The following is an 18,859-nucleotide window of genomic DNA, read 5'->3' as shown; positions in this document are numbered from 1 at the left end:
TCGAGGTGTCGGGGCCACTGTACTGGCGGGACGGGGCGACCGACGGCCCGTCAGGACTTCACCGCGCCGGAGAGCAGGTCGACCCGCCAGTACCGCTGCAGCCCGAGGAACAGCGCGACCAGCGGCAGCACCGACAGCAGCGCGCCGGTGATCACCAGGGTGTACAGGGCCGGCTCGTTCGCGCCCTGCTGGAGCAGCGAGTACAGGCCCACCGTCACCGGGAACCTGTGGTCGTCGCCGAGCATGATGTACGGCAGCAGGAAGTTGTTCCAGATCGCCACGAACTGGAACAGGAACACCGTCACCAGCCCCGGCACCATCATCGGCAGCGCCACGCTCCGGAACAGCCGCCACTCGCGCGCCCCGTCCACCCGCGCCGCCTCCACCACCTCGTCCGGGATCGCCGCCTCCGCGTAGATCCGCGACAGGTAGATCCCGTACGGCGACAGCACGCTCGGCAGCAGCACCGACCAGTAGCTGTCCGCCAGGCCGGCCTTCGCCATCAGCAGGTACTGCGGGACGGCCAGCGTGATCGGCGGCATCAGCACGCCCGCCAGCAGCACGTTGAACACCGTCGAGCGGCCCCGGAAGCGGTACTTGGCCAGCGCGTAGCCGGTCGCCCCGGACACCGCCGCCGACAGCAGCGCGCCCGCGCCCGCGTACAGCGCCGAGTTCGCCATCCACTGCCAGTACACGCCGCCCCGGTAGGAGGACAGCTCGGCCAGGTTGTCCCAGAAGCCCGTCCCCGGCGCGTAGGTGAAGGTGGTGAACAGCTCGTCGCGGCTCTTGGTCGCCGCCGTCAGCACCCACACCACCGGCACCAGGCAGTACACCGCGCCCAGCAGCAGGAGCAGGGTCGGCGTCCAGGCCGTCCGGCGCGGGGACGGGGCCGTCCGGCGCGGCACGGTGGTGCGGGGGCGGGCGGGGGTGATGGTGCTCATCTCAACTGCCTCCGTCGGTGCGCTTGTCGACCAGCTTCAGGAACCCGAAGGACAGCAGCAGGGTGGCTGCCGCGATCACCACCGAGGTCGCCGCCGCCGAGTACACGTTGCCCTGCACGAAGGCGTCCCGGTACACCTTCATCAGCGGTGACCAGGTCGAACTCATCGAATTCGTCAGCGGCTTGAGGGTCATCGGCTCGGCGAACACCTGCAGGGTCGCGATCATCGAGAAGAAGAAGGTCAGCACCAGCGAGGGCGCCACCATCGGGATCTTGATCCGGAGCGCGATCTGCAGCTCCGAGCAGCCGTCCAGCCGGGCCGCCTCGTACAGCTCGCCCGGCAGCGCCCGCAGCGAGGTGTAGATGACGATCATGTTGAAGCCGGTGCCGCCCCAGACCGCGATGTTCGCCATCGCCAGGTACAGCCCGCCGCCGTGCAGCAGGTCCGGGCCGCCCAGCCCCGCCTGCCGCAGCAGGTAGTAGCCGGGGCTGACCTCCGGCAGGTACAGGAACCCCCACAGCGTGGAGGCGACGATCCCCGGCACCGCGTACGGCAGGAAGATCACCAGCCGGGAGAACGCCCGCAGCCGCACCCGCGGCACGTCCAGCAGCAGCGCCAGGAACAGCGCCGCCCCCAGCATCGTCGGCACCAGCAGCGCCCCGTACAGCAGCACCCGGCCGGAGCCCGCGAGCAGCTCGGAGTCCGACAGCGCCGAGGCGTAGTTCGACAGCCCCGCCCACACCTCGGTGCGGGCGTGCGACCCCAGGCCCAGGCCCTTCACCCTGACCGAGCGCAGGCTCAGGTACACCGCGTAGCCGATCGGCAGCGCGAAGAACAGCGTGAACAGCAGGGCGGCCGGGCCGAGGAAGCCGTACGGCGCGAGCGTGCCGCGCCGCCGTACCGGGCGGGGCGGGGGAGGGGAGGCCATGGCGGCTCCTTGCGGGATCGGGAGGGGTGGACCCGGCCCGCCGCCGGGCGGGGCGGCGGACCGGGGGACTGCGGCCCGGCCCCGACGGGGCGTGCGGGCCGGGACGGGGCGTCGGGGCCGGGCAGGCCGTGCGGGCCGGACAGGATGCCGGGGTCGGACAGGATGCCGGGGTCGGACAGGATGCCGGGGCCGGACGGGGAGGACTCAGCCGGCGACCTGGAAACCGTTCTTCTTCAGGTCCGCCACCGTGGACTGCTGCATCGCCGCCAGCGCCGCGGAGAAGTCGCCCTTCTCCTGCGCCGCCTTGCCGAACGCGTCCTTGAAGGTCGAGTACGCCACGTTCACGTTCGGCCCCCAGGCCGCCGCCGCCGTGCCCTTGGCGATCTCCGCCGCCTTCGGGTAGAAGTCCGCCTGGTCGGCGAAGAACTCCGGGGCCGCCGACAGCAGGCCGCCGCTCTGCGCCGAGGTCGCCGCCGGGTAGATGTTGGCCTCCTTCACCAGCGCCGCCAGCGCCTCCGGGTCGGTGTTCAGCCAGGTGGCGAACTTCGCGGCCGCGTCCGCGTGCCCCGACTTCACCGCGCCCGTGGTGACGCCGGTCGCCGAGCCGCCCCAGCTGCCCGTCACCGCCGCGCCGGCCTGCCACTGCGGCAGCGGGGCCATCGCCCACTTGCCCTTGGTGTCCGGGGCCGAGCTGGTCAGCACGCCCGGCGCCCACACCGCCGACACCCAGCCGATCTGGGTGCCGTCGTTCAGCGCCTTGCTCCACGACGGGGTGTACATCGGCTGGTTGTCGACCGCGCCGTCCTTCACCAGGCCGGACCAGAAGTCCGCGACCTTCTTCGTAGCCGGGTCGTCGATCGCCACGCTCCACCTGTCGCCCGCGGCGGTCCACCACTTGGCGCCCGCCTGCTGGGCCAGGCCGGCGAACAGGCCCGGGTCGTTGGCGGAGAAGGTGGTGAGCGACTTCTCCGGGGCCTTCTGCTTGAGCGCGCGGGCGGCGGCCGCGAACTCGTCCCAGCTGGTGGGCACGGTGAGGCCGTACTGCTGGAACAGGTCCTTGCGGTAGTAGAAGGCCAGCGGCGCGGTGTCCTCGGGGATCGCGTAGACCGCGTCGGAGCCGAGCGTGACCTGCTTCCACACCCCGTCGGCGAACTGCGGCTTCGCGCCGCCCGCCTGCTGGGCGATGTCGGCGAGCACGTCGTTGGAGACCAGGGTCGGCAGCGCCTGGTACTCGGCCTGGATCAGGTCCGGCGCGTTGCCGGCCTTCGCGGCGGTGATGGTCTTGGTCACCAGGTCGTCGCCGCCGGCCTGCTTGAGCACGCTGACCTGGACGTCCGGGTGGGTCCTGTTCCAGACCTCGGCGACCTTGTCCATGTTCGGCGCCCAGGACCAGAAGGTCAGCTTGACCGGACCGGACGCCGCCGCGGGGGCGTCGCCGGAACCGCCGTCGGACGAGCACGCGGACAGCGCGAGGGTGCCGCACAGGGTGGCGGCCGCGGCGAGGGCGAGGCGACGGTGCATGGAGATCCTCCCGAGGATCACGGGGACGCGGGGTGAGGGAAGTCGTGGACGGCCGCCGGGCGAGGGGGCGCGCGGCGGCCGCCGGCACGAGCGGGGACTCGACGCGAGGGGGCCCGGGCCGGTCCGGCTGCTGTGCACGTTCACAGTACGGAAACCCGGGAGATACTTGTCAATCCCTGAAGTCATACGGTTATCTGGGCGAGACACAGCGCGGCCCGGTGGTCAACGGGGTGTGCACGTTCACAGTTCTTCTCGATGGAGCACCCCATGGATCACCCCCGGTACCCCCGCCCGCTCGGACTCGCCCCGCTCGCCTACGGCGGCGACTACAACCCCGAGCAGTGGCCGGAGGAGGTCTGGGCCGAGGACGTCCGGCTGATGGGCGAGGCCGGCGTCACCATGGTCAGCGTCGGGATCTTCTCCTGGGCGCTGCTCGAACCCGAGCGCGGCAGCTACGAGTTCGGCTGGCTGGACCGGCTGCTCGACCTGCTGCACGCGCACGGCATCCGGGCCGACCTGGCCACCCCCACCGTCGTCCCGCCCGCCTGGTTCTACCGCGACCACCCCGAGGCGCTGCCCGTCACCCGCGAGGGCCACCGGCACTCCTTCGGCTCGCGCGGCGCGATCTGCCACAGCTCGCCCGCCTACCAGCACGCCGCCGCCGCCATCACCGAACAGCTCGCCCGCCGCTACGGCAGCCACCCCGCCGTCGCCCTCTGGCACGTCCACAACGAGTACGGCGTCCCGGTCAGCGACTGCTACTGCGACGAATCGGCCGCCCACTTCCGGCGCTGGCTGGGCGAGCGGTACGGCACCCTGAAGGAACTCAACTCCGCCTGGGGCACCGCCTTCTGGGGCCAGCGCTACACCCGCTGGGACGACGTCCGGCCGCCCCGGCTGACCCCCACCGCCGGCAACCCCGCCCAGCAGCTCGACTACGCCCGCTTCACCAACGACGCGATCCTCGCCAACTTCAAGCGCGAACGCGACCTGCTGCACCGGCTCGCCCCCGGCATCCCCGTCACCACCAACTTCATGACCGCGCTCAGCCAGTGCCAGTCGCTGGACTACTGGGCCTGGGGCCGCGAGGTCGACCTGGTCGCCAACGACCACTACCTGGTCGCCGAGGACCCGCGCAGCCACCTCAACCTGGCGATGGCCGCCGACCTCACCCGCTCGGTGGCCGGCGGTCGCCCCTGGCTGCTGCTCGAACACTCCACCGGCGCCGTCAACTGGCAGCCCCGCAACCTCGCCAAGCGCCCCGGCGAACTCGCCCGCAACAGCCTCGCGCACGTCGCCCGCGGCTCCGAGGGCGCGATGTTCTTCCAGTGGCGGGCCTCCCGGTACGGCGCCGAGAAGTTCCACTCCGCGATGCTCCCGCACGCCGGGACCTCCAGCCGGATCTGGCGCGAAGTCGTCTCCCTCGGCGCGGAGTTGGGGAAGCTCGCGGAGATCCGCGACAGCCTGGTGCGGTCCGACGCCGCCCTGCTCTGGGACTGGGAGTCCTGGTGGGCCCAGCGCCTGGAGTGGCGCCCCAGCGTCGACCTCGACGCCCGCGAACGCGCCGACGCCTGGTACGCCGCCACCTGGGACGCCCACCTCACCGTCGACTTCGCCCACCCCGAGGCCGAGTTGGGCCGCTACCCGCTGGTCGTCGCCCCCGCCCTCTACCTGATGACCGAGGCCGCCGCCCGCAACCTCCGCCAGTACGTCGAGAACGGCGGCACCCTCGTCGTCTCCTGCTTCTCCGGCATCGTCGACGAGCACGACACCGTCCACCCCGGCCCGCACCCCGGCGCGCTGCGCGAGGTCCTCGGCCTCGCCGTCGAGGAGTTCGCCCCGCTCCGGGCCGGCCAGGAGGTCGCCCTGGCCGCCGTCGACGGCGGCCCCGCGCTGCGCGCCGACGCCTGGACCGAGTACGTGGTGCCGGACGGCGCCGAAGTCCTGTACCGCTACGCCGACGGCCCCGCCGCCGGACAGCCCGCCGTCACCCGGCACGCCGCCGGCACCGGCCACGCCTACTACGTCTCGGCCCGCCTGGACGCCGCCGGACTCGCCCGGATCGTCGAACTCGCCTCCGCCGACGCCGGGTTGACGCTCCCTCGACTCCCGCACGACCTGGAGGTGGTCGAGCGGGCCGCCGAGGACGGGCGGCGCTACCTGTTCGCCGTCAACCACGCCGACACCGACGCCGTCCTGCCGCTCGCCGCCCCCGGCACCGAACTCCTCACCGGCACGCCCGTCCCGGGCAGCGTCACCGTCCCGGCCGGGGGCACCCGGGTGGTCCGGTACTGAGGGTCCGCCGGTCGGGGACGCGCTGTCGGTCCGGGCCGGTAGCGTCCCCGGCATGGCCGACACCACTGAACTGGCGACGCTGACCGGCGTCCTGAACGGCAAGCGCGCGCACGTCATGGAGATCCTGGAAGGGCTGGACGAGGAGGCGCTGCGCCGCCCCGTCCTGCCCTCCGGGTGGACGTGCCTCGGGCTGGTGCACCACCTCGCCCTGGACGACGAGAAGTTCTGGTTCCGGGCGGTCGCGGCGGGCGAACCGGCCGCGATCGAGGAGATCCTCGGAGCCGCCGACGACGCCTGGCACCCTTCGGCGGAGCTGACGGCCGAACAGGTCTTCGCCCGCTACCGGGAGGAGAGCGCCCGCGCCGACGCCGTGCTGGCCGGCGCCGACCTGGACGCCGCCCCCGCCTGGTGGCCGGACTTCTTCGGCGGCTGGCGCTACGACACCTTGCGCGAGGTCGTCCTGCACGTCATCACCGAGACCGCCACCCACGCCGGGCACCTGGACGCGGTGCGCGAACTCATCGACGGCAGGCAGCGGTTGGTCCTCGGCTGAGCCGCCGGGGCGGGAGCGGGCGGTCCGGGGCGGAGCGTTCAGGAGCGGAACGGGCCGCCAGCAGCGGGGTGCCGGTTGCTCGGTCAGCGGCCCGGCGCCCACTCCGGGCGGTGGTCCGGGTGATGGGCGTACGGGAGGGCGAGCAGGCGCAGCGTCCAGGCCGTGACGACCGGCGGGGGTTCGTGCCGGGCGCCGGTGTCGTCGATCAGCCAACGGGCCCCGTCCTGCTCGTGGACGGGGCCCAGTCGGTGCAGCGCGCAGCCCCGGTCGAAGGCGTGTTCGGCGCGGCAGGCCGGGCCGCAACCGGTGGCGGCGGCATCCACCACCTGCCGCAGGGCGTACGCGCGGAGCAAGGCCCGCCGCGGATCGTGCCGGGCCAGGTGCAGTGCGTCGGCCGCCGAGACGCGCACCTCCGCGACCACCGCCGCGTCCGCGCCGCGCACCACCCCCGTCACCGGGTCCGCCGTCCAGGGCCCGCCGGTCGCGGCCCGGGCCGCTCGCTCGTCCTCCTCCAGCCGGGCCCGAAGGAAGGCCACCAGGGCGGCCGTCACCGGATCGTCGTGCACGGTTCCGTCGTTCACGGGTTCGACTCCGCAGCGATGGTGGGGGCGGGGACGGGCCGGGCGGGGCGCGCGCGGCATCCGTGGGCCACGACTTTAGGGCCTGCCGGTCGGGCCCGGTGGCCGGGGTCGGGTGGCCGTGGTCCGGTGGCGGGGTCTGGTGGTGGGCGGCGGGTGGCGGTAATTTAGTTCACATCAGCTAACTATCGGATCGGTGGCTCCGAGGGGCGGGCGGGAGATGGCGCGGATGGGCGCGGACGCGGGCACGGACGCGAGGAAGCAGCGGTGGGTCGGGGCGGAGCACCCCCGCTACAAATGGATCGCGCTGTCGAACACCACGCTCGGCATGCTGATCGCCACGATCAACTCCTCGATCGTGCTGATCTCGCTGCCCGCGATCTTCAACGGCATCCACCTGAACCCGCTGGAGCCCGGCAACGTCAGCTACCTGCTCTGGATGCTGATGGGCTACATGCTGGTCACTGCCGTCCTGGTGGTCACGCTCGGCCGGCTCGGCGACATCTGGGGCCGGGTGCGGATCTACAACGCCGGATTCCTGATCTTCACCGTCACCTCAGTGATCCTCTCGCTCGACCCGATGGACGGCGGCGGCGGCGCGCTCTGGCTGATCGGCTGGCGGGTGCTCCAGGCCGTCGGCGGCGCGATGCTGATGGCCAACTCCGCCGCGATCATCACCGACGCCTTCCCGGCCCGGCAGCGCGGCATGGCCCTCGGCGTCAACATGGTCGCCGCCATCGCGGGCTCCTTCGTCGGCCTGGTGCTGGGCGGCCTGCTCGCCGAGTGGAACTGGCGGTCGATCTTCTGGGTCAACGTCCCGATCGGCATCATCGGCACCGTCTGGGCCTACCGCTCGCTGCACGAGACCGGCGTCCGCCGCCCCGGGAAGATCGACTGGTGGGGCAACGTCAGCTTCGCCGTCGGCCTCACCGCGCTGCTCGCCGGCATCACCTACGGCATCCAGCCCTACGGCGGCCACACCATGGGCTGGACCAACCCCTGGGTGCTGGCCGGCCTGATCGGCGGCACCGCCGTCCTGCTCGCGTTCTGCGTGATCGAGAGCCGGGTCGCCGAACCGATGTTCCCGCTGCGCCTGTTCCGCGACCCGGTCTTCGCCGGCGGCAACCTGGCCACCCTGCTCGGCTCGGTCGCCCGCGGCGGCCTCCAGTTCATGCTGATCATCTGGCTGCAGGGCATCTGGCTGCCGCTGCACGGCTACGAGTACGAGCAGACCCCGCTCTGGGCCGGCATCTACCTGGTGCCGCTCACCGTCGGCTTCCTGGCGGCCGGACCGGTCGCCGGCTACCTCTCCGACCGGTTCGGCGCCCGGCTGTTCGCGGCCGGCGGCCTGGTGGTGATGGCCGCCTCGTTCGCCGGACTGCTGCTCCTGCCCACCGACTTCGGGTACGTCTGGTTCTCCCTGCTGGTCTTCCTCAACGGCCTCGGCGGCGGCCTGTTCGCCGCGCCCAACACCGCGCTGGTGATGTCCAGCGTTCCGGCCGCCGACCGCGGCGCGGCCTCCGGCATGCGGGCCACCTTCCAGAACGCCGGCATGGTGCTCTCGATCGGCGTCTTCTTCTCGCTGATGGTGGCCGGCCTGGCCGGCTCCCTCCCGCAGACCCTGAACGACGGCCTCACCGCCCAGGGCGTCTCCCCGGCCGACGCCCACGCGGTCGCCCAGCTCCCGCCCGTGGGAACGCTGTTCGCGGCCTTCCTGGGCTACAACCCGATCCACGAACTGCTCGGCCCGCACGTGCTGTCCACGCTGCCCGCCGCCAACGCGCAGACCCTCACCGGCCGGGAGTTCTTCCCGAACCTGATCTCCGGCCCGTTCCACGACGGCCTGATGGTGGTCTTCTCGCTCGCCATCGTGATGTCCCTGGTCGCCGCCGCGGCCTCGCTGCTGCGCGGCCGGGACGGGAAGCCGGTGCCGGACGGCGGCCCGGGCGCGGGCGCGGGTACGGACGGCGGTGCGGGTGCCGGTGCGGACGGCGCCGCGGGCAACGGGGGGAACGACGCCGCGGACGGGAACGCCCCAGCCGCCCGCGGAGTTGCCTGAGCGTGACAGTGGAACAGCGGGAACCCGCCGCCGGAGGCGGGCTCGACCCGGCCGAGGTGGTGCGGCTGCGCCTGGTGATCGCGCGGCTGCACCGCCAGCTCGCCCAGGCCTCCGACCGGCAGGAGTTCACCTTCGCGCAACTCTCCGCGCTGGCCCGGATCGAGCAGCACGGCCCGATCCGGCTCGGCGAACTCGCCGCCCTGGAGCGGGTCGCCGCCCCGTCGATGACCCGCACCGTCGGCCCGCTGGTCGCCGCCCGGCTGGTCAGCCGGATCCCCGACCCGGACGACCGCCGCTCGGCGCTGGTCGAACTCTCCCCGGAGGGCGTCGAACTGCTCGCCGACACCCGGCAGCGCCGCTCCGAGGTGCTGACCCGCCGCACCGACGAACTCACCGCCGAGGAGCGGGAGTTGCTGGTCGCGGCGCTGCCGGTGCTGGAACGCCTGGTCGCCTTCGAGGGCTGACCCCGCCCGGCCCGTTCGGCCCGGCGGGGTCGTGTCGGGTCAGACCGGGCGGAGCGTGCAGTCGTGGACCAGGTAGGGGCCGAGCAGGCCGCTGCGGTCGCCGTCCTTGAAGGCGATCGCCCGGCCGGTCAACCGGCCCTCCTCGGCGCGGAGTTCGAGGCCGAGGGCGGGGCTGTTGCGCCGCGCGTCGGCGGTCGGGAGCTGCAGCGGGGCGGTGAGCCGGACGTCCCAGTCCGCCGAGGCGACGGCCGGGACGGTCAGCGCCGGACGGTCGGCGAGGCCGACCTCGACCCGGCCGTCCGCCCGCACCACCAGGCGCAGCAGGACGCCGCCCTCCGCGGTGTCGACCGCGCCCGCCCAGCGACCGGGGGCCAGCGCGAACGGCCGGGCCGGTTCCTGCACCGGCGCGAGGTGCGCGGCGGTGTCGAACCCGGGGGCCAGCGCCGCCGCCAGCCGCCCGACCACGGCGTCGCGGGCCGCCTTGTTCGTGGAGTTCGCCAGCACGGCCGCCGACAGGCCCCGCCCCGGCAGGTCGATCAGCATCGCGGCGACCCCGCCCATGCCGCCGCCGTGGCTGGCCATCACCTCGCCGTCCGCGGTGCGCTGCACCACCAGGCCCAGGCCGTAGCCGAGCCGCCCCGGGATCGGCAGCGCGTCGTGCCGCGCGGCGGCGGTGCCCGGCGCCAGCAGCCCCGCCCCGTGCCGGGCGAACCGGGCCAGGTCGGTGGCCGTCGCCCAGCCCTCGCCCGCCGTCGGGTGGCTGCTGCGGCACACCGGGTAGGCCCGGCCGTCCGCCGTGTACCGGGCCGCGACCGGACCGGCGCCGGTGGACACCGGCCCGAGCGAGAAGCTGTCCAGGCCGAGCGGTTCGGCGATCCGCTCCCGCAGGTACGCGGCCGGCGGACGGCCCGTCACCCGCTCCAGCAGCAGGCCCAGTTCGCGGTAGCCCAGGTTGGAGTACTCGAACGCGCCGCCCGGCGCCCGGACCTGCTCCGCGTACCGGGCCACGTCCACCGGCCGACCCGCGTCGGCGGCGTCCGCGTAGCGGAAGTCGTAGTACGCCGGGAACCCGCCCCGGTGCCGCGCCAGCTGACGGGCCGTCGGCGCGCCGAAGCGGTGGCGCCCCGGCAGCGGCGCGTCCAGGTCCAGCAGCCCCGCGTCGGCGGCCAGGCACACCGCCAGCGCCGTGAACGGCTTGGTCGCCGACGCCAGCCCGTACACCGTCCCCGGCGTCGCGGCCCGCCCCTCGGCGACATCCGCCAGCCCGTACGCCCGGGCCAGTACGGTCCGTTCGTCGTCCACCACCGCGACACTGACGGAGGCACAGCCGTGCTCGGCCAACGCCCCTTCGCAGAACTCGTCGAACCCGCCGAGCCCACTGAGCCCGTCGGACCTGCCGAGCGCTTCCAGCGCCTTCGCCATGCCGGTGACCTCCCCGTCCGCCGTCCACTGCCGCGGGTCGGATGATATGCCGTACGCCGTCGAACGACCTCGGCGCCCCGCACGGCCGTCAGCCGGCCCGCAACTCCTCCGGCAGGCCGTCGGCGGAACGGGCGTACTCCAGGAGGCCGTCCCGGTAGGGGCCGGGCTCCAACTCCCCGGCCAGCTCCAGCAGGTGGCGGAACGCCCCGGCGTCACCGGTCAGCGCCGTCCGGTACGCCGCGTGCGCGGCCCGCAGCAGGAGTTCGTCCGGCGCGTGGGACAGGCCGCGGGCGGCGTGCGCCACGGCGGCGGCGAAGTCCGCGCGGGAGGCGCACAGATCGGCGAGGTCCAGGTGCAGCGACCAGTTCGCCGGGTCCAGCAGCAGCGCCTGTTCGAACGCGGCCGCCGCCCCGTCCAGGTCGCCCAGCACCCGGCGGCTCCCCGCCCGGACCACCGCCGTCAGCATCACCGGCCGCACCGCGTCGGCCCGGTCGCAGAGTTCCAGCGAACGCTCCGCCCGGCCGCACATCCGCAGGAACAGCGCGAACCGGGCCAGCGCCTCCGGCCCGGGCGGGCGCGCCGCCACCGCCTCCACCGCCGCGACCCACGGCGCCAGCGCCTCCGCCGACTCCGGCGCGTCCAGCGGATGCCCGCCGTCGCCGATCCGCAGGGCCGCCTCCGCGAGCGCCTCCGCGTCCACCTCCGCCACCACCCGCGGATCGGCGAACCACGGCGCGGCCGCCCACGCCACCGCGGGGCGCGCCCCCGCCACCGAGCCCAGCGCGAGCACCGCCCCGTCCGGATCACCCTCCAGGTACCGGACGTACGCGTGCGCCAGCACCGTGCTCAGGCTGCCCGCCCGCGCCAGCAGCGGCGCCAACGCGGCCCGCTGCTCCGCCCACAGCCGCCCCAGCACCTCGTACGGCTCCGCCGCCCCCGGCGCGGCGGCCACCGCTGCCGCCACCTGCCCGAGCGCGGCCGCCGGGTCACCCCCGCAGTGGGCCAGTACCCGGGCCACCGCCAGGTGTGCCGTCCGTTCACGATCCGTCATGGCGCGGAGGGTATCGCAGCAGGTGGCGGGTCCGTCCCGGCCGGGGGTGGGTCAGGCGGGGCGGGGCCAGTGCGGGTGGTGGTGGTCGATGACGTAGCGGTGGCCGTGGGACCAGGTGCCGGCGGGGGTGGGGTGGGCCCGGGCGAGGTGGGGGTGGTCGGCGGGGAGGTCGGTGTGGACGTGTTCGAGGGTGTCGGGGTCGTGGCGGGGCCACAGGGCGGTGGCGGCGAGGGCGGCGGCGAGGGCGACGGCGGCGAGCACGAGGGCGGTGGCGGGGAGTCCGGCCCCGGCGGCGAGCCAGCCGGCGAGGGGATAGGTGAGCAGCCAGCAGGAGTGCGAGAGGGAGAACTGGGCGGCGAAGGCGGCGGGGAGGTCGGCGTCGGCGGTGGAGCGGCGGACGACGCGGCCGCCGGGGGTGAGGACGGCCGAACCGGCGGCACCGATCACGGCCCAGGCGGCGAGGAGGGCGCCCCAGGCGGCGCTGCCGGGCGCGGCGGCGGTGATCGCGGCGGCCGCGGCGAGGACCACCGGCAGGGCCAGGGCGGCGGGCAGCATGACGGCGCGGTCGCCGACCCGGGCCAGGAGGCGGGGCAGCAGCAGCGCGGCGAGCAGGGAGCCGGCCCCGTAGGCGCCGAGGGCGAGGGAGACGGCTCCGGCGGGGCGGTGGAAGTGCTCGCGGACGACGACGACGGTGTCGACGAAGACGATCGCCCCGGCGGCCGCGACCGCGAGGTCGAGGGCGATCAGGGCGCGTAGGCGGGGAGTGGCCAGGAAGAGGCGGGCGCCGAAGGCCGCGTTCCGGTGGGCGCCGCCGGTGTGTTCGGTGCCGGTGGGTTCGGTGCCGACGGGGTCGGCGGCGGTCGGTTCGGCGGCGGGGGCCTTGGGCAGGACGGCGGAGACGACGAGGGCGGCGGAGGCGAGGAAGCCGACGGTGGTCCCGGCGAACAGCCAGTTGTAGGAGACCAGCGTCAGCAGCACTGCCGCGAGGGCGGGGCTGAACAGCGACTCCAGGTCGTAGGCGAGCCGGGACATCGACAGGGCGTTGGTGTAGTCGCGCTCGGCGGGCAGGACCTGGGGAACGGTCGCCTGGAAGGTGGGGGTGAACGCGGCGGAGGCGGCCTGGAGCAGGAAGACCGTCAGGTGGATCTGCCAGACCTGGGTGACGAACGGCAGCGCGAGGGCGACGCCGGCCCGGGTGAGGTCCATGGCGACCAGCAGCGCCCGCCGGGGCACCCGTCCGGCCAGCGCGCCCGCGACCGGCGCGATCGTCACGTAGGCGACCATCTTGATCGCCAGCGCGGTGCCCAGGACCGCCCCGGCGTTCGCGCCGGCGACGTCGTAGGCGAGCAGGGCGAGTGCCACGGTGGCCAGGCCGGTGCCGACGAGGGCGACGACCTGGGCGGTGAACAGGTGGCGGTAGGTGCGGTTGCGCAGCACGGAAAGCATCGGCCCGTCCCCGGCTCGAAGGTGGCGTGGCCCCACCAGAATAGTCAACATGTGCGCATGGATGCACGTGTTGATTTCGACGGCCCGGGGAGTGGCCGGGCGGGGCGGTTCAGTCGTGCGGGGGCAGTGAGCCGAGCTGGTGGTCGGCGACGTTCAGGGCCTCGTCGACGAGGCGGCGCAGGTGGCCGTGGCGCAGCGAGTAGACGACCCGGCGGCCGTCCCGCCGGGTGGCGACGAGCCCGGCGAGGCGCAGCTTCGCCAGGTGCTGGCTGACGGAGGGCCGGGCGGCGCCGGTGGCCTCGACGAGGGTGGTGACGTCGGCCTCGCCGTGCCCGAGGTGCTCCAGCAGGGCCAGCCGGGTGCGGTCCGCGAGCAGGGCGAGGATCGCCGCGGCCGTGTCCAGGCGCTCGCCGTCGGCGCGCTGGTGCGAGTGACCGGCAGTTGCGACCTGCACGCGGTTGTCCATCCGCTCATCGTAGGACGGTTCCGCGGTCGGGTGGACGCGTGCATCCCGCCGGGCGGCGCGGCGGATCAGGGCGGCGGGCCGGGCGGGCACCGGGGCGTGGCGGGGCAAGGTTGGGAGGTGAGGAGAGGTGAGGGCGGGGCAGGGTCAGGCGAGGTGGGGAGGCGAGAGAGGCGAGGGCGGGTCAGGGCAGCGGGCCGGGCGGGCGCCGGGGCGCGTCAGGGCGTGGCGGGGCGAGGTGGGGAGGTCTGGGAGGTCGGGGAGGTGAGGGCGGGTCAGGGGCGGTGGGTGGCGGCGGCATCGGCGCGGAGGGCCACTTCGAGTTCGAAGCGGATGTGGGGGGAGGCGAGCGCCGGGCCGAAGAGCTGGTGGACCCGGTGGAGGCGCTGGCGGGCGGTCTGGGGGTGGATGCCGAGGCGGGCGGCGACCTCCGGGGCGGTGCCGCGACCGGTCTGCAGCCAGGCGAGCAGGGTGCCGGCCAGCCGCTCGCGCTGCTTGGGGGTGAGCGGGGCCAGCGGGGCCAGGCGGCGTTCGGTGATCAGCCGGACCAGCGCCGGGTCCGTGAGCAGCAGCAGGTCGCCGAGCCGCTCGCGGCAGTCCACCGGCCGCTGCGGGGCCTCCGCCAGCGAGGCCCGGACCAGGCGGGCCCAGCGCAGCGACTGCGCGGCCTGCGCGGGCGGCACCGCCGGACCGATCACCGCGCCGCGCCCGTGCAGTGCGGCGGCGAGCTGCGGATCGGCGGACAGCGGCCCCGGGTCGGGCAGCAGCAGGTGCGGCCGCGGATCGTCGAGGCCCGCCAGCACGTGCTCCGGTAACCGGGCCGGTGGCACCGACAGGACGGCGGCGGAGGCGGGCTGACGGTGCGTCGGACGGGACGGCGGCGCTCCGGGCGGACGTTCGAGAGCGGATGCGGAGGCGGAGGCGAGGACGGGAGCAGGTGCCGAGGCCGTTCCGGCGCGGTGGTGCGGGGCCGGGCCCGGCGGGCGTTCGGGGGAGGGGGGCGGCGGGGGAGCGGCGGGCGGGCCGGGGCGGGGGTCGAGGGAGACGCCGGCGACCAGGGCGGGCAGGGGCCAGTCGGCGGCCTGGGCGGCGGCGGCCAGGTCGGCGGGGGCGGCGCCCGTGAGCAGGAGGTCGAGCAGGCGGTGCCGGGCCCGGCCGAGCGCGCCGGCCCGGTCGGTGCGGGCGTCCATGTAGCCCTGGACGCTGGCGGCCGCGACCTCGTCGATGTGCGCGAACACCGCCTCGGCCAGGGTGACCAGTTGCTCCGGGCCCAGTCCGCGGCGGCGGGCCACCCGGGCGTAGCGGCGCCAGGCGATCCGGGCGCCGAGCCGGAACGTCGCCTGCAGGGCGTCCAGGCTGCGGCCCTCGGCGAGTTCGCCGCGTCCGAGCGAGCGGTAGACCCGCAGTTGGCGCGGGCCGGGCGCGGGCAGCCCGGAGATCCGGTCGACGAACTCGGCGAGCGCGGTCTCCACGCCCTGCTGGATACCGGTGCCGAATTGACCGGAGAGCGGCCGGGAGAATTCCGGGACGGCCGATCTGATCTCGCGGATGATCTCGGCCGCGAGGGATTGCTGCTCCGCTCTCAGTGCGCTCGGCAAATCCCGCGGAAGTCCTTCCCAGGGCCCTCCCAATTCCGCTCCTCGGGGTAGCGATAATCCGATCGTCCGGAATGCACCGGGCCTGCGGAAGCAGCCCGGGCCACCGGGAGTATGCGGCGGGGTTACCCGCGGGTCAATAGGTCCGGCGCAAGCTTGTGCCCGTGGGCGGCGGGTGGTGCGGGCCGAAACACTCGCGCCGATGACAGTTCCGCCGGAGGGGGGAGGGAATTCCTGGCACCCGCGGATGGACTTTACGCCGGGCGGCCCGCGGTGTGTTGACGACCCGTCGGGCCGATCCTAGCTTCGAGCCGAACCCGCGGAACGGGGGAATTCCCGGAGTCCGGCGGTCCACCACGGAAGGTGTGCGGAATGCGGAGAAACAGCGTACGGGCAACGGTGCTCGCGGCCCTCGCCGCGACGGGCGTGCTGGCCGCCGGGGCGCAGCCCGCGGCCGCCACCGGGACCAGGCCGGTGGAGACCCACTTCTCGGCCGGCTTCGTCAAGGGCTTCTTCTTCCCCGGCAGCAGTCCGGCCGGGGCCGACGACTGGTCCTGCCGCCCGGGCGCGGCGCACCCGAACCCGGTGGTGCTGGTGCACGGCACCCTGGAGAACCGGAACGACAACTGGGGCGGCGCCGCGCCGCTGCTGGCCAACCAGGGCTACTGCGTCTACACCTTCAACTACGGCGGCCCGTCCGCCGGTTCACCGGTCCAGGGCACCGGCCCGATCGCCGACGGCGCCCGCACCCTGGCCGCCTTCGTGGACCGGGTGCTCGGCGCGACCGGCGCGGCGAAGGCCGACCTGGTCGGCCACTCGCAGGGCGGGATGCTGCCGCGCTACTACCTGAAGAACCTGGGCGGCGCGGCCAAGGTCGGCAAGCTGGTCGGCCTGGCCCCCAGCAACTACGGCACCACCCTCGACGGCATCACCGAACTCGGCCGCCAGCTGCGCATCCTGGAGCCCGCCAACGACCTCCTGTCCGGCCCCTGCGCGGCCTGCGTGGAGCAGGAGATCGGCTCGCCGTTCCTGACCGCCCTGAACGCGGGCGGCGCGACCGTCCCCGGCGTGGAGTACACCGTGATCGCCACCAAGTACGACGAGGTGGTCACCCCGTACACCAACTCCTTCCTGCCGCCCGGCCCGCACGTCACCAACATCCTGGTGCAGGACCAGTGCGCCCTGGACGCCACCGACCACCTGGAGATCGGCTACGACCCGGTGGCGCTGACCGACGTGCTCAACGCGCTCGACCCGGCGCACCCGCGGCCGGTCCCGTGCCAGGTGGTGCTCCCCGTCACCGGCCCGCTGCTCTGAGCCCGCCGGGCCGCCGCGCCGGGCCGCCGCTCCGGGCCGGCGGCCCGGGCCGTCAGGCCGGGTCGACGTCGGCGACCGGAGCCGGGGCCGGGGCCGGGGCCGCGGGGTCGTCCGCCGGGCGGGGGGCGGCGATCCAGGCGTCCACCTCCTGCCAGCGGTCGTAGAGCCAGTCGGCGAAGGCGGCCGGCTCGCGCGGGACCTGCTCGGCCCGGAACGTCCACCAGCGCATCCGGAACTCCCCGGCCGGGCCCGGCGCGTAGCCGGGGTCGAGCATCCACGGGGCCAACCGCTCCAGGCCCGTGTGGGCGCAGACCAGCACCTGCGCGGTGGGCGCGGCGGCGAGCAGGGCCAGCGCCCCCGGCAGGTGCGGCGGCAGCACGTGCCGCATCGCCGCGGCCCGGTCGGCGAGGGCGTCCCGCCCCGCCGCGCGCAGCCGGGCGATCGCGGCGGTGCGCCGGGCAGTGCTGTAGTTGGTGCCCTCGGGATACAGCCAGAACGCCTCGCCACCCGCCAGCGCCCGCCCCGTGGCGGAGAGTTCGGCCAGTGCGGCGGCCCGCCCGGCCCGGTTCCAGCGGAACGGCGAGAGCGGGACGCCGCGCAGCAGCGCCCGGGTACCGGGCTCCAGCGCCACGCACCGCTTGACGATGCCGCGCGGGTCGTGGCCGAGCACGGCCGTCACCGCCGCCAGGGCGACCTGGGTGTTGAGCACCCCGGCGTGCCGGGCCAGCACGACCACCGGCAGCTCCGGGTCCGGGGCCGGGCAAGGCAGTTCGATCCGGCAGTGCAGCCCGGCCCAGCTCCCGGCCAGCCGGCGCCAGCGCTGCCCGGCCCGCGCGGTGAGCAGGGACCAGTCGTCCGGCCCGCCCCGTCCGGGCCGCGCCCGCAGCCGCAGCGAACCGGCCAGTGCGGTCAGCGAGAAACCGGCCGTGTACGCGGCCCAGAACAGCGGGAGCCGGGCCGGGAGGGCAGCCCGCCCGGCCGGAGTCGGCAGCAGCAGGCGCAGCGCCAGCAGCAGCGGAGAGAGCAGGAGCAGAAGGATCGTCAGGGCGCCGAGCGCGAGGGCGTCCCGGAGCGCGGCGGCCGGGGCGCGGAGGACCCGGATCGGCCGCGAGGGCCCCGGGCCGGGCGGAGTCCTGTGCATGGATCAAGATCTCTCACGGCGCCGGGCCCCCGGCCAGCCGAAGATCCACACGGCTGACCCGATCGGGGCGACCGTGCGGCGGACGGGCGCAGCCGGGCCCGGGCGCGGTTGCGGAGCACCGGAAGCCGATCCGACGATGGCCGGGCGGGCCCGTCGGGCGTGCGGGGGCGGAGGCGGAGGGGACGAACAGGGAGGCAGGTGCGATTGATGGACGGTCAGGGCAAGGTCGCGTTCGTGCTCGGCGGCGGCGGCGACCGCGGCGGCAACCAGGTCGGCATGATCCGGGCGCTGCTGGAGGCCGGGATCACCCCCGACATCGTGGTCGGCACCTCGATCGGCTCCGTCCAGGGCGCGATCCTGGCGAAGAACCCGACGCTCTCGGTGGTCGCCGAACTGTCCGAACTCTGGCAGGAGTTCATCGGCATGAAGGTGATGAAACCCTCGCTCCGGGCGTTCCTGTCGAACGTGCGCCATGTCCGGGCCGGCCTGACCTCCGAGGCCGCCGCGCGCCGGATGCTGCTCCGCCACTTCGCCCCGCACACCCGGATCGAGGACCTGGCGGTCCCGTTCGTCTGCCCGGCCTCCTCGATCGAACGGGCCGAGGCGCACTACTTCGACCACGGGCCGCTGATCCCCGCCCTGCTGGCCTCCTGCTGCGTGCCCGGCCTGTTCCCGCCGGTGGAACTCGGCGGCGAGCACTACCTGGACGGCGGCCTGATCGACTCGCTGCCGATCGGCGTGGCCGCCTCGCTCGGCGCGACCACGGTGTACGCGCTGCGCATCCGGCAGACCGGGCACCGGCTGGAGGTGCCCCGGCTGCCCTGGCAACTCGCGCACGTGGCGTTCGAGATGACCCGGCGGGCCGCCGTGGAGGCCGAGATCGGCCGGCCCCGGCCCGGCGTCACCGTGCACGTGCTGCCCAGCGGCGAGGACGCCCTGGTGCGGGCCGGGCGCGGACCGCTGCCCTCCGGTCGTGCCGAACTGGAGACCGTCCGGCGGCGGATCGCACTGGGCCACGCCGCTGCCTCCGCCTACCTGGAGCGCCTGCTCGACGACCGCCGGGACGCGGTGGGCTGACCCGGAGT

At 75.0% G+C, this 18,859-nt stretch carries 16 protein-coding genes; 6 read left to right on the top strand and 10 right to left on the bottom strand.

All coding sequences use genetic code 11. The features are described 5' to 3' along the window. Positions 1-50: 50 nt before the first annotated feature. The 3 genes from ACIQBJ_RS32965 to ACIQBJ_RS32955 form a co-directional block, all read right to left on the bottom strand. The gene (locus ACIQBJ_RS32965) at positions 51-941 is read right to left on the bottom strand and encodes a carbohydrate ABC transporter permease (RefSeq protein ID WP_400718105.1); all 891 of its coding nucleotides are present in this window, start codon (positions 939-941) and stop codon (positions 51-53) included. 1 nt (position 942) lies between these two features. Beyond that, entirely contained in the window at positions 943-1,869 is a 927-nt protein-coding gene (locus tag ACIQBJ_RS32960) for a carbohydrate ABC transporter permease (RefSeq protein WP_400718102.1), read from the bottom strand. Positions 1,870-2,073: 204 nt separating this feature from the next. Beyond that, a complete protein-coding gene (locus ACIQBJ_RS32955; RefSeq protein WP_400718099.1) occupies positions 2,074-3,390 on the bottom strand; it encodes an ABC transporter substrate-binding protein in 1,317 nt (438 codons plus the stop codon). Between the two features lie 267 nt (positions 3,391-3,657). Here ACIQBJ_RS32955 and ACIQBJ_RS32950 point away from each other — a divergent pair, with 267 nt between their 5' ends. Next, a complete protein-coding gene (locus ACIQBJ_RS32950) occupies positions 3,658-5,685 on the top strand; it encodes a beta-galactosidase (protein ID WP_400718096.1) in 2,028 nt (675 codons plus the stop codon). A gap of 52 nt (positions 5,686-5,737) precedes the next feature. Beyond that, positions 5,738-6,238, top strand: a complete 501-nt coding sequence (locus tag ACIQBJ_RS32945) for a DinB family protein (protein WP_400718094.1) — start codon at positions 5,738-5,740, stop codon at positions 6,236-6,238. Positions 6,239-6,321: 83 nt separating this feature from the next. Here the strand turns inward: ACIQBJ_RS32945 and ACIQBJ_RS32940 are convergent, their stop codons facing one another. Continuing rightward, complete coding sequence (locus ACIQBJ_RS32940) at positions 6,322-6,819, bottom strand: DUF6221 family protein (protein ID WP_400718092.1); 498 nt, start codon at positions 6,817-6,819, stop codon at positions 6,322-6,324. Between the two features lie 226 nt (positions 6,820-7,045). Here ACIQBJ_RS32940 and ACIQBJ_RS32935 point away from each other — a divergent pair, with 226 nt between their 5' ends. Both ACIQBJ_RS32935 and ACIQBJ_RS32930 read left to right on the top strand, forming a co-directional pair. Continuing rightward, the gene (locus ACIQBJ_RS32935) at positions 7,046-8,875 is read left to right on the top strand and encodes an MFS transporter (RefSeq protein ID WP_400718203.1); all 1,830 of its coding nucleotides are present in this window, start codon (positions 7,046-7,048) and stop codon (positions 8,873-8,875) included. A 2-nt stretch (positions 8,876-8,877) separates the two neighbouring features. Next, positions 8,878-9,339, top strand: a complete 462-nt coding sequence (locus ACIQBJ_RS32930; protein ID WP_400718090.1) for a MarR family winged helix-turn-helix transcriptional regulator — start codon at positions 8,878-8,880, stop codon at positions 9,337-9,339. 39 nt (positions 9,340-9,378) lie between these two features. On the opposite strand, the gene ACIQBJ_RS32925 is transcribed toward ACIQBJ_RS32930, so the two are convergent. From ACIQBJ_RS32925 to ACIQBJ_RS32905, 5 genes are all read right to left on the bottom strand, one after another. Next, positions 9,379-10,761, bottom strand: coding sequence for a serine hydrolase domain-containing protein (locus ACIQBJ_RS32925; protein ID WP_400718088.1), 1,383 nt, complete (start codon positions 10,759-10,761; stop codon positions 9,379-9,381). Positions 10,762-10,849: 88 nt separating this feature from the next. After that, positions 10,850-11,812 carry a tetratricopeptide repeat protein gene (locus ACIQBJ_RS32920; protein WP_400718086.1) on the bottom strand — a complete coding sequence of 321 codons (963 nt, stop codon included), beginning with the start codon at positions 11,810-11,812 and terminating at the stop codon, positions 10,850-10,852. Positions 11,813-11,863: 51 nt separating this feature from the next. After that, positions 11,864-13,258 (bottom strand): MFS transporter, encoded by a 1,395-nt coding sequence (locus tag ACIQBJ_RS32915; protein WP_400718084.1) that lies wholly within the window; start codon positions 13,256-13,258, stop codon positions 11,864-11,866. Positions 13,259-13,367: 109 nt separating this feature from the next. Further along, a complete protein-coding gene (locus ACIQBJ_RS32910) occupies positions 13,368-13,724 on the bottom strand; it encodes an ArsR/SmtB family transcription factor (protein ID WP_400718081.1) in 357 nt (118 codons plus the stop codon). 272 nt (positions 13,725-13,996) lie between these two features. After that, positions 13,997-15,319, bottom strand: a complete 1,323-nt coding sequence (locus tag ACIQBJ_RS32905) for a helix-turn-helix domain-containing protein (RefSeq protein WP_400718079.1) — start codon at positions 15,317-15,319, stop codon at positions 13,997-13,999. A gap of 369 nt (positions 15,320-15,688) precedes the next feature. Here ACIQBJ_RS32905 and ACIQBJ_RS32900 point away from each other — a divergent pair, with 369 nt between their 5' ends. Next, complete coding sequence (locus ACIQBJ_RS32900) at positions 15,689-16,633, top strand: esterase/lipase family protein (protein ID WP_400718076.1); 945 nt, start codon at positions 15,689-15,691, stop codon at positions 16,631-16,633. A gap of 52 nt (positions 16,634-16,685) precedes the next feature. Here the strand turns inward: ACIQBJ_RS32900 and ACIQBJ_RS32895 are convergent, their stop codons facing one another. Continuing rightward, positions 16,686-17,774, bottom strand: a complete 1,089-nt coding sequence (locus ACIQBJ_RS32895; RefSeq protein WP_400718074.1) for a hypothetical protein — start codon at positions 17,772-17,774, stop codon at positions 16,686-16,688. 207 nt (positions 17,775-17,981) lie between these two features. Here ACIQBJ_RS32895 and ACIQBJ_RS32890 point away from each other — a divergent pair, with 207 nt between their 5' ends. Beyond that, a complete protein-coding gene (locus ACIQBJ_RS32890) occupies positions 17,982-18,851 on the top strand; it encodes a patatin-like phospholipase family protein (RefSeq protein ID WP_400718072.1) in 870 nt (289 codons plus the stop codon). The last annotated feature ends 8 nt before the right edge of the window (positions 18,852-18,859 follow it).

This window comes from Kitasatospora sp. NPDC088391, from assembly GCF_044753345.1.
GTDB lineage: Bacteria > Actinomycetota > Actinomycetes > Streptomycetales > Streptomycetaceae > Kitasatospora.
Note: the sequence above shows the minus strand (reverse complement) of the source record. Positions and strands in the feature narration are given on the sequence as shown.

What these genes read in the sequence shown, in the direction of transcription:
- ACIQBJ_RS32965 (WP_400718105.1), bottom strand. Translation starts at nt 941, where the DNA reads ATGAGCACCATCACCCCCGCCCGCCCCCGCACCACCGTGCCGCGCCGG.
- ACIQBJ_RS32960 (WP_400718102.1), bottom strand. Translation starts at nt 1,869, where the DNA reads ATGGCCTCCCCTCCCCCGCCCCGCCCGGTACGGCGGCGCGGCACGCTC.
- ACIQBJ_RS32955 (WP_400718099.1), bottom strand. Translation starts at nt 3,390, where the DNA reads ATGCACCGTCGCCTCGCCCTCGCCGCGGCCGCCACCCTGTGCGGCACC.
- ACIQBJ_RS32950 (WP_400718096.1), top strand. Translation starts at nt 3,658, where the DNA reads ATGGATCACCCCCGGTACCCCCGCCCGCTCGGACTCGCCCCGCTCGCC.
- ACIQBJ_RS32945 (WP_400718094.1), top strand. Translation starts at nt 5,738, where the DNA reads ATGGCCGACACCACTGAACTGGCGACGCTGACCGGCGTCCTGAACGGC.
- ACIQBJ_RS32935 (WP_400718203.1), top strand. Translation starts at nt 7,046, where the DNA reads ATGGGCGCGGACGCGGGCACGGACGCGAGGAAGCAGCGGTGGGTCGGG.
- ACIQBJ_RS32925 (WP_400718088.1), bottom strand. Translation starts at nt 10,761, where the DNA reads ATGGCGAAGGCGCTGGAAGCGCTCGGCAGGTCCGACGGGCTCAGTGGG.
- ACIQBJ_RS32920 (WP_400718086.1), bottom strand. Translation starts at nt 11,812, where the DNA reads ATGACGGATCGTGAACGGACGGCACACCTGGCGGTGGCCCGGGTACTG.
- ACIQBJ_RS32915 (WP_400718084.1), bottom strand. Translation starts at nt 13,258, where the DNA reads ATGCTTTCCGTGCTGCGCAACCGCACCTACCGCCACCTGTTCACCGCC.
- ACIQBJ_RS32910 (WP_400718081.1), bottom strand. Translation starts at nt 13,724, where the DNA reads ATGGACAACCGCGTGCAGGTCGCAACTGCCGGTCACTCGCACCAGCGC.
- ACIQBJ_RS32900 (WP_400718076.1), top strand. Translation starts at nt 15,689, where the DNA reads ATGCGGAGAAACAGCGTACGGGCAACGGTGCTCGCGGCCCTCGCCGCG.
- ACIQBJ_RS32895 (WP_400718074.1), bottom strand. Translation starts at nt 17,774, where the DNA reads ATGCACAGGACTCCGCCCGGCCCGGGGCCCTCGCGGCCGATCCGGGTC.
- ACIQBJ_RS32890 (WP_400718072.1), top strand. Translation starts at nt 17,982, where the DNA reads ATGGACGGTCAGGGCAAGGTCGCGTTCGTGCTCGGCGGCGGCGGCGAC.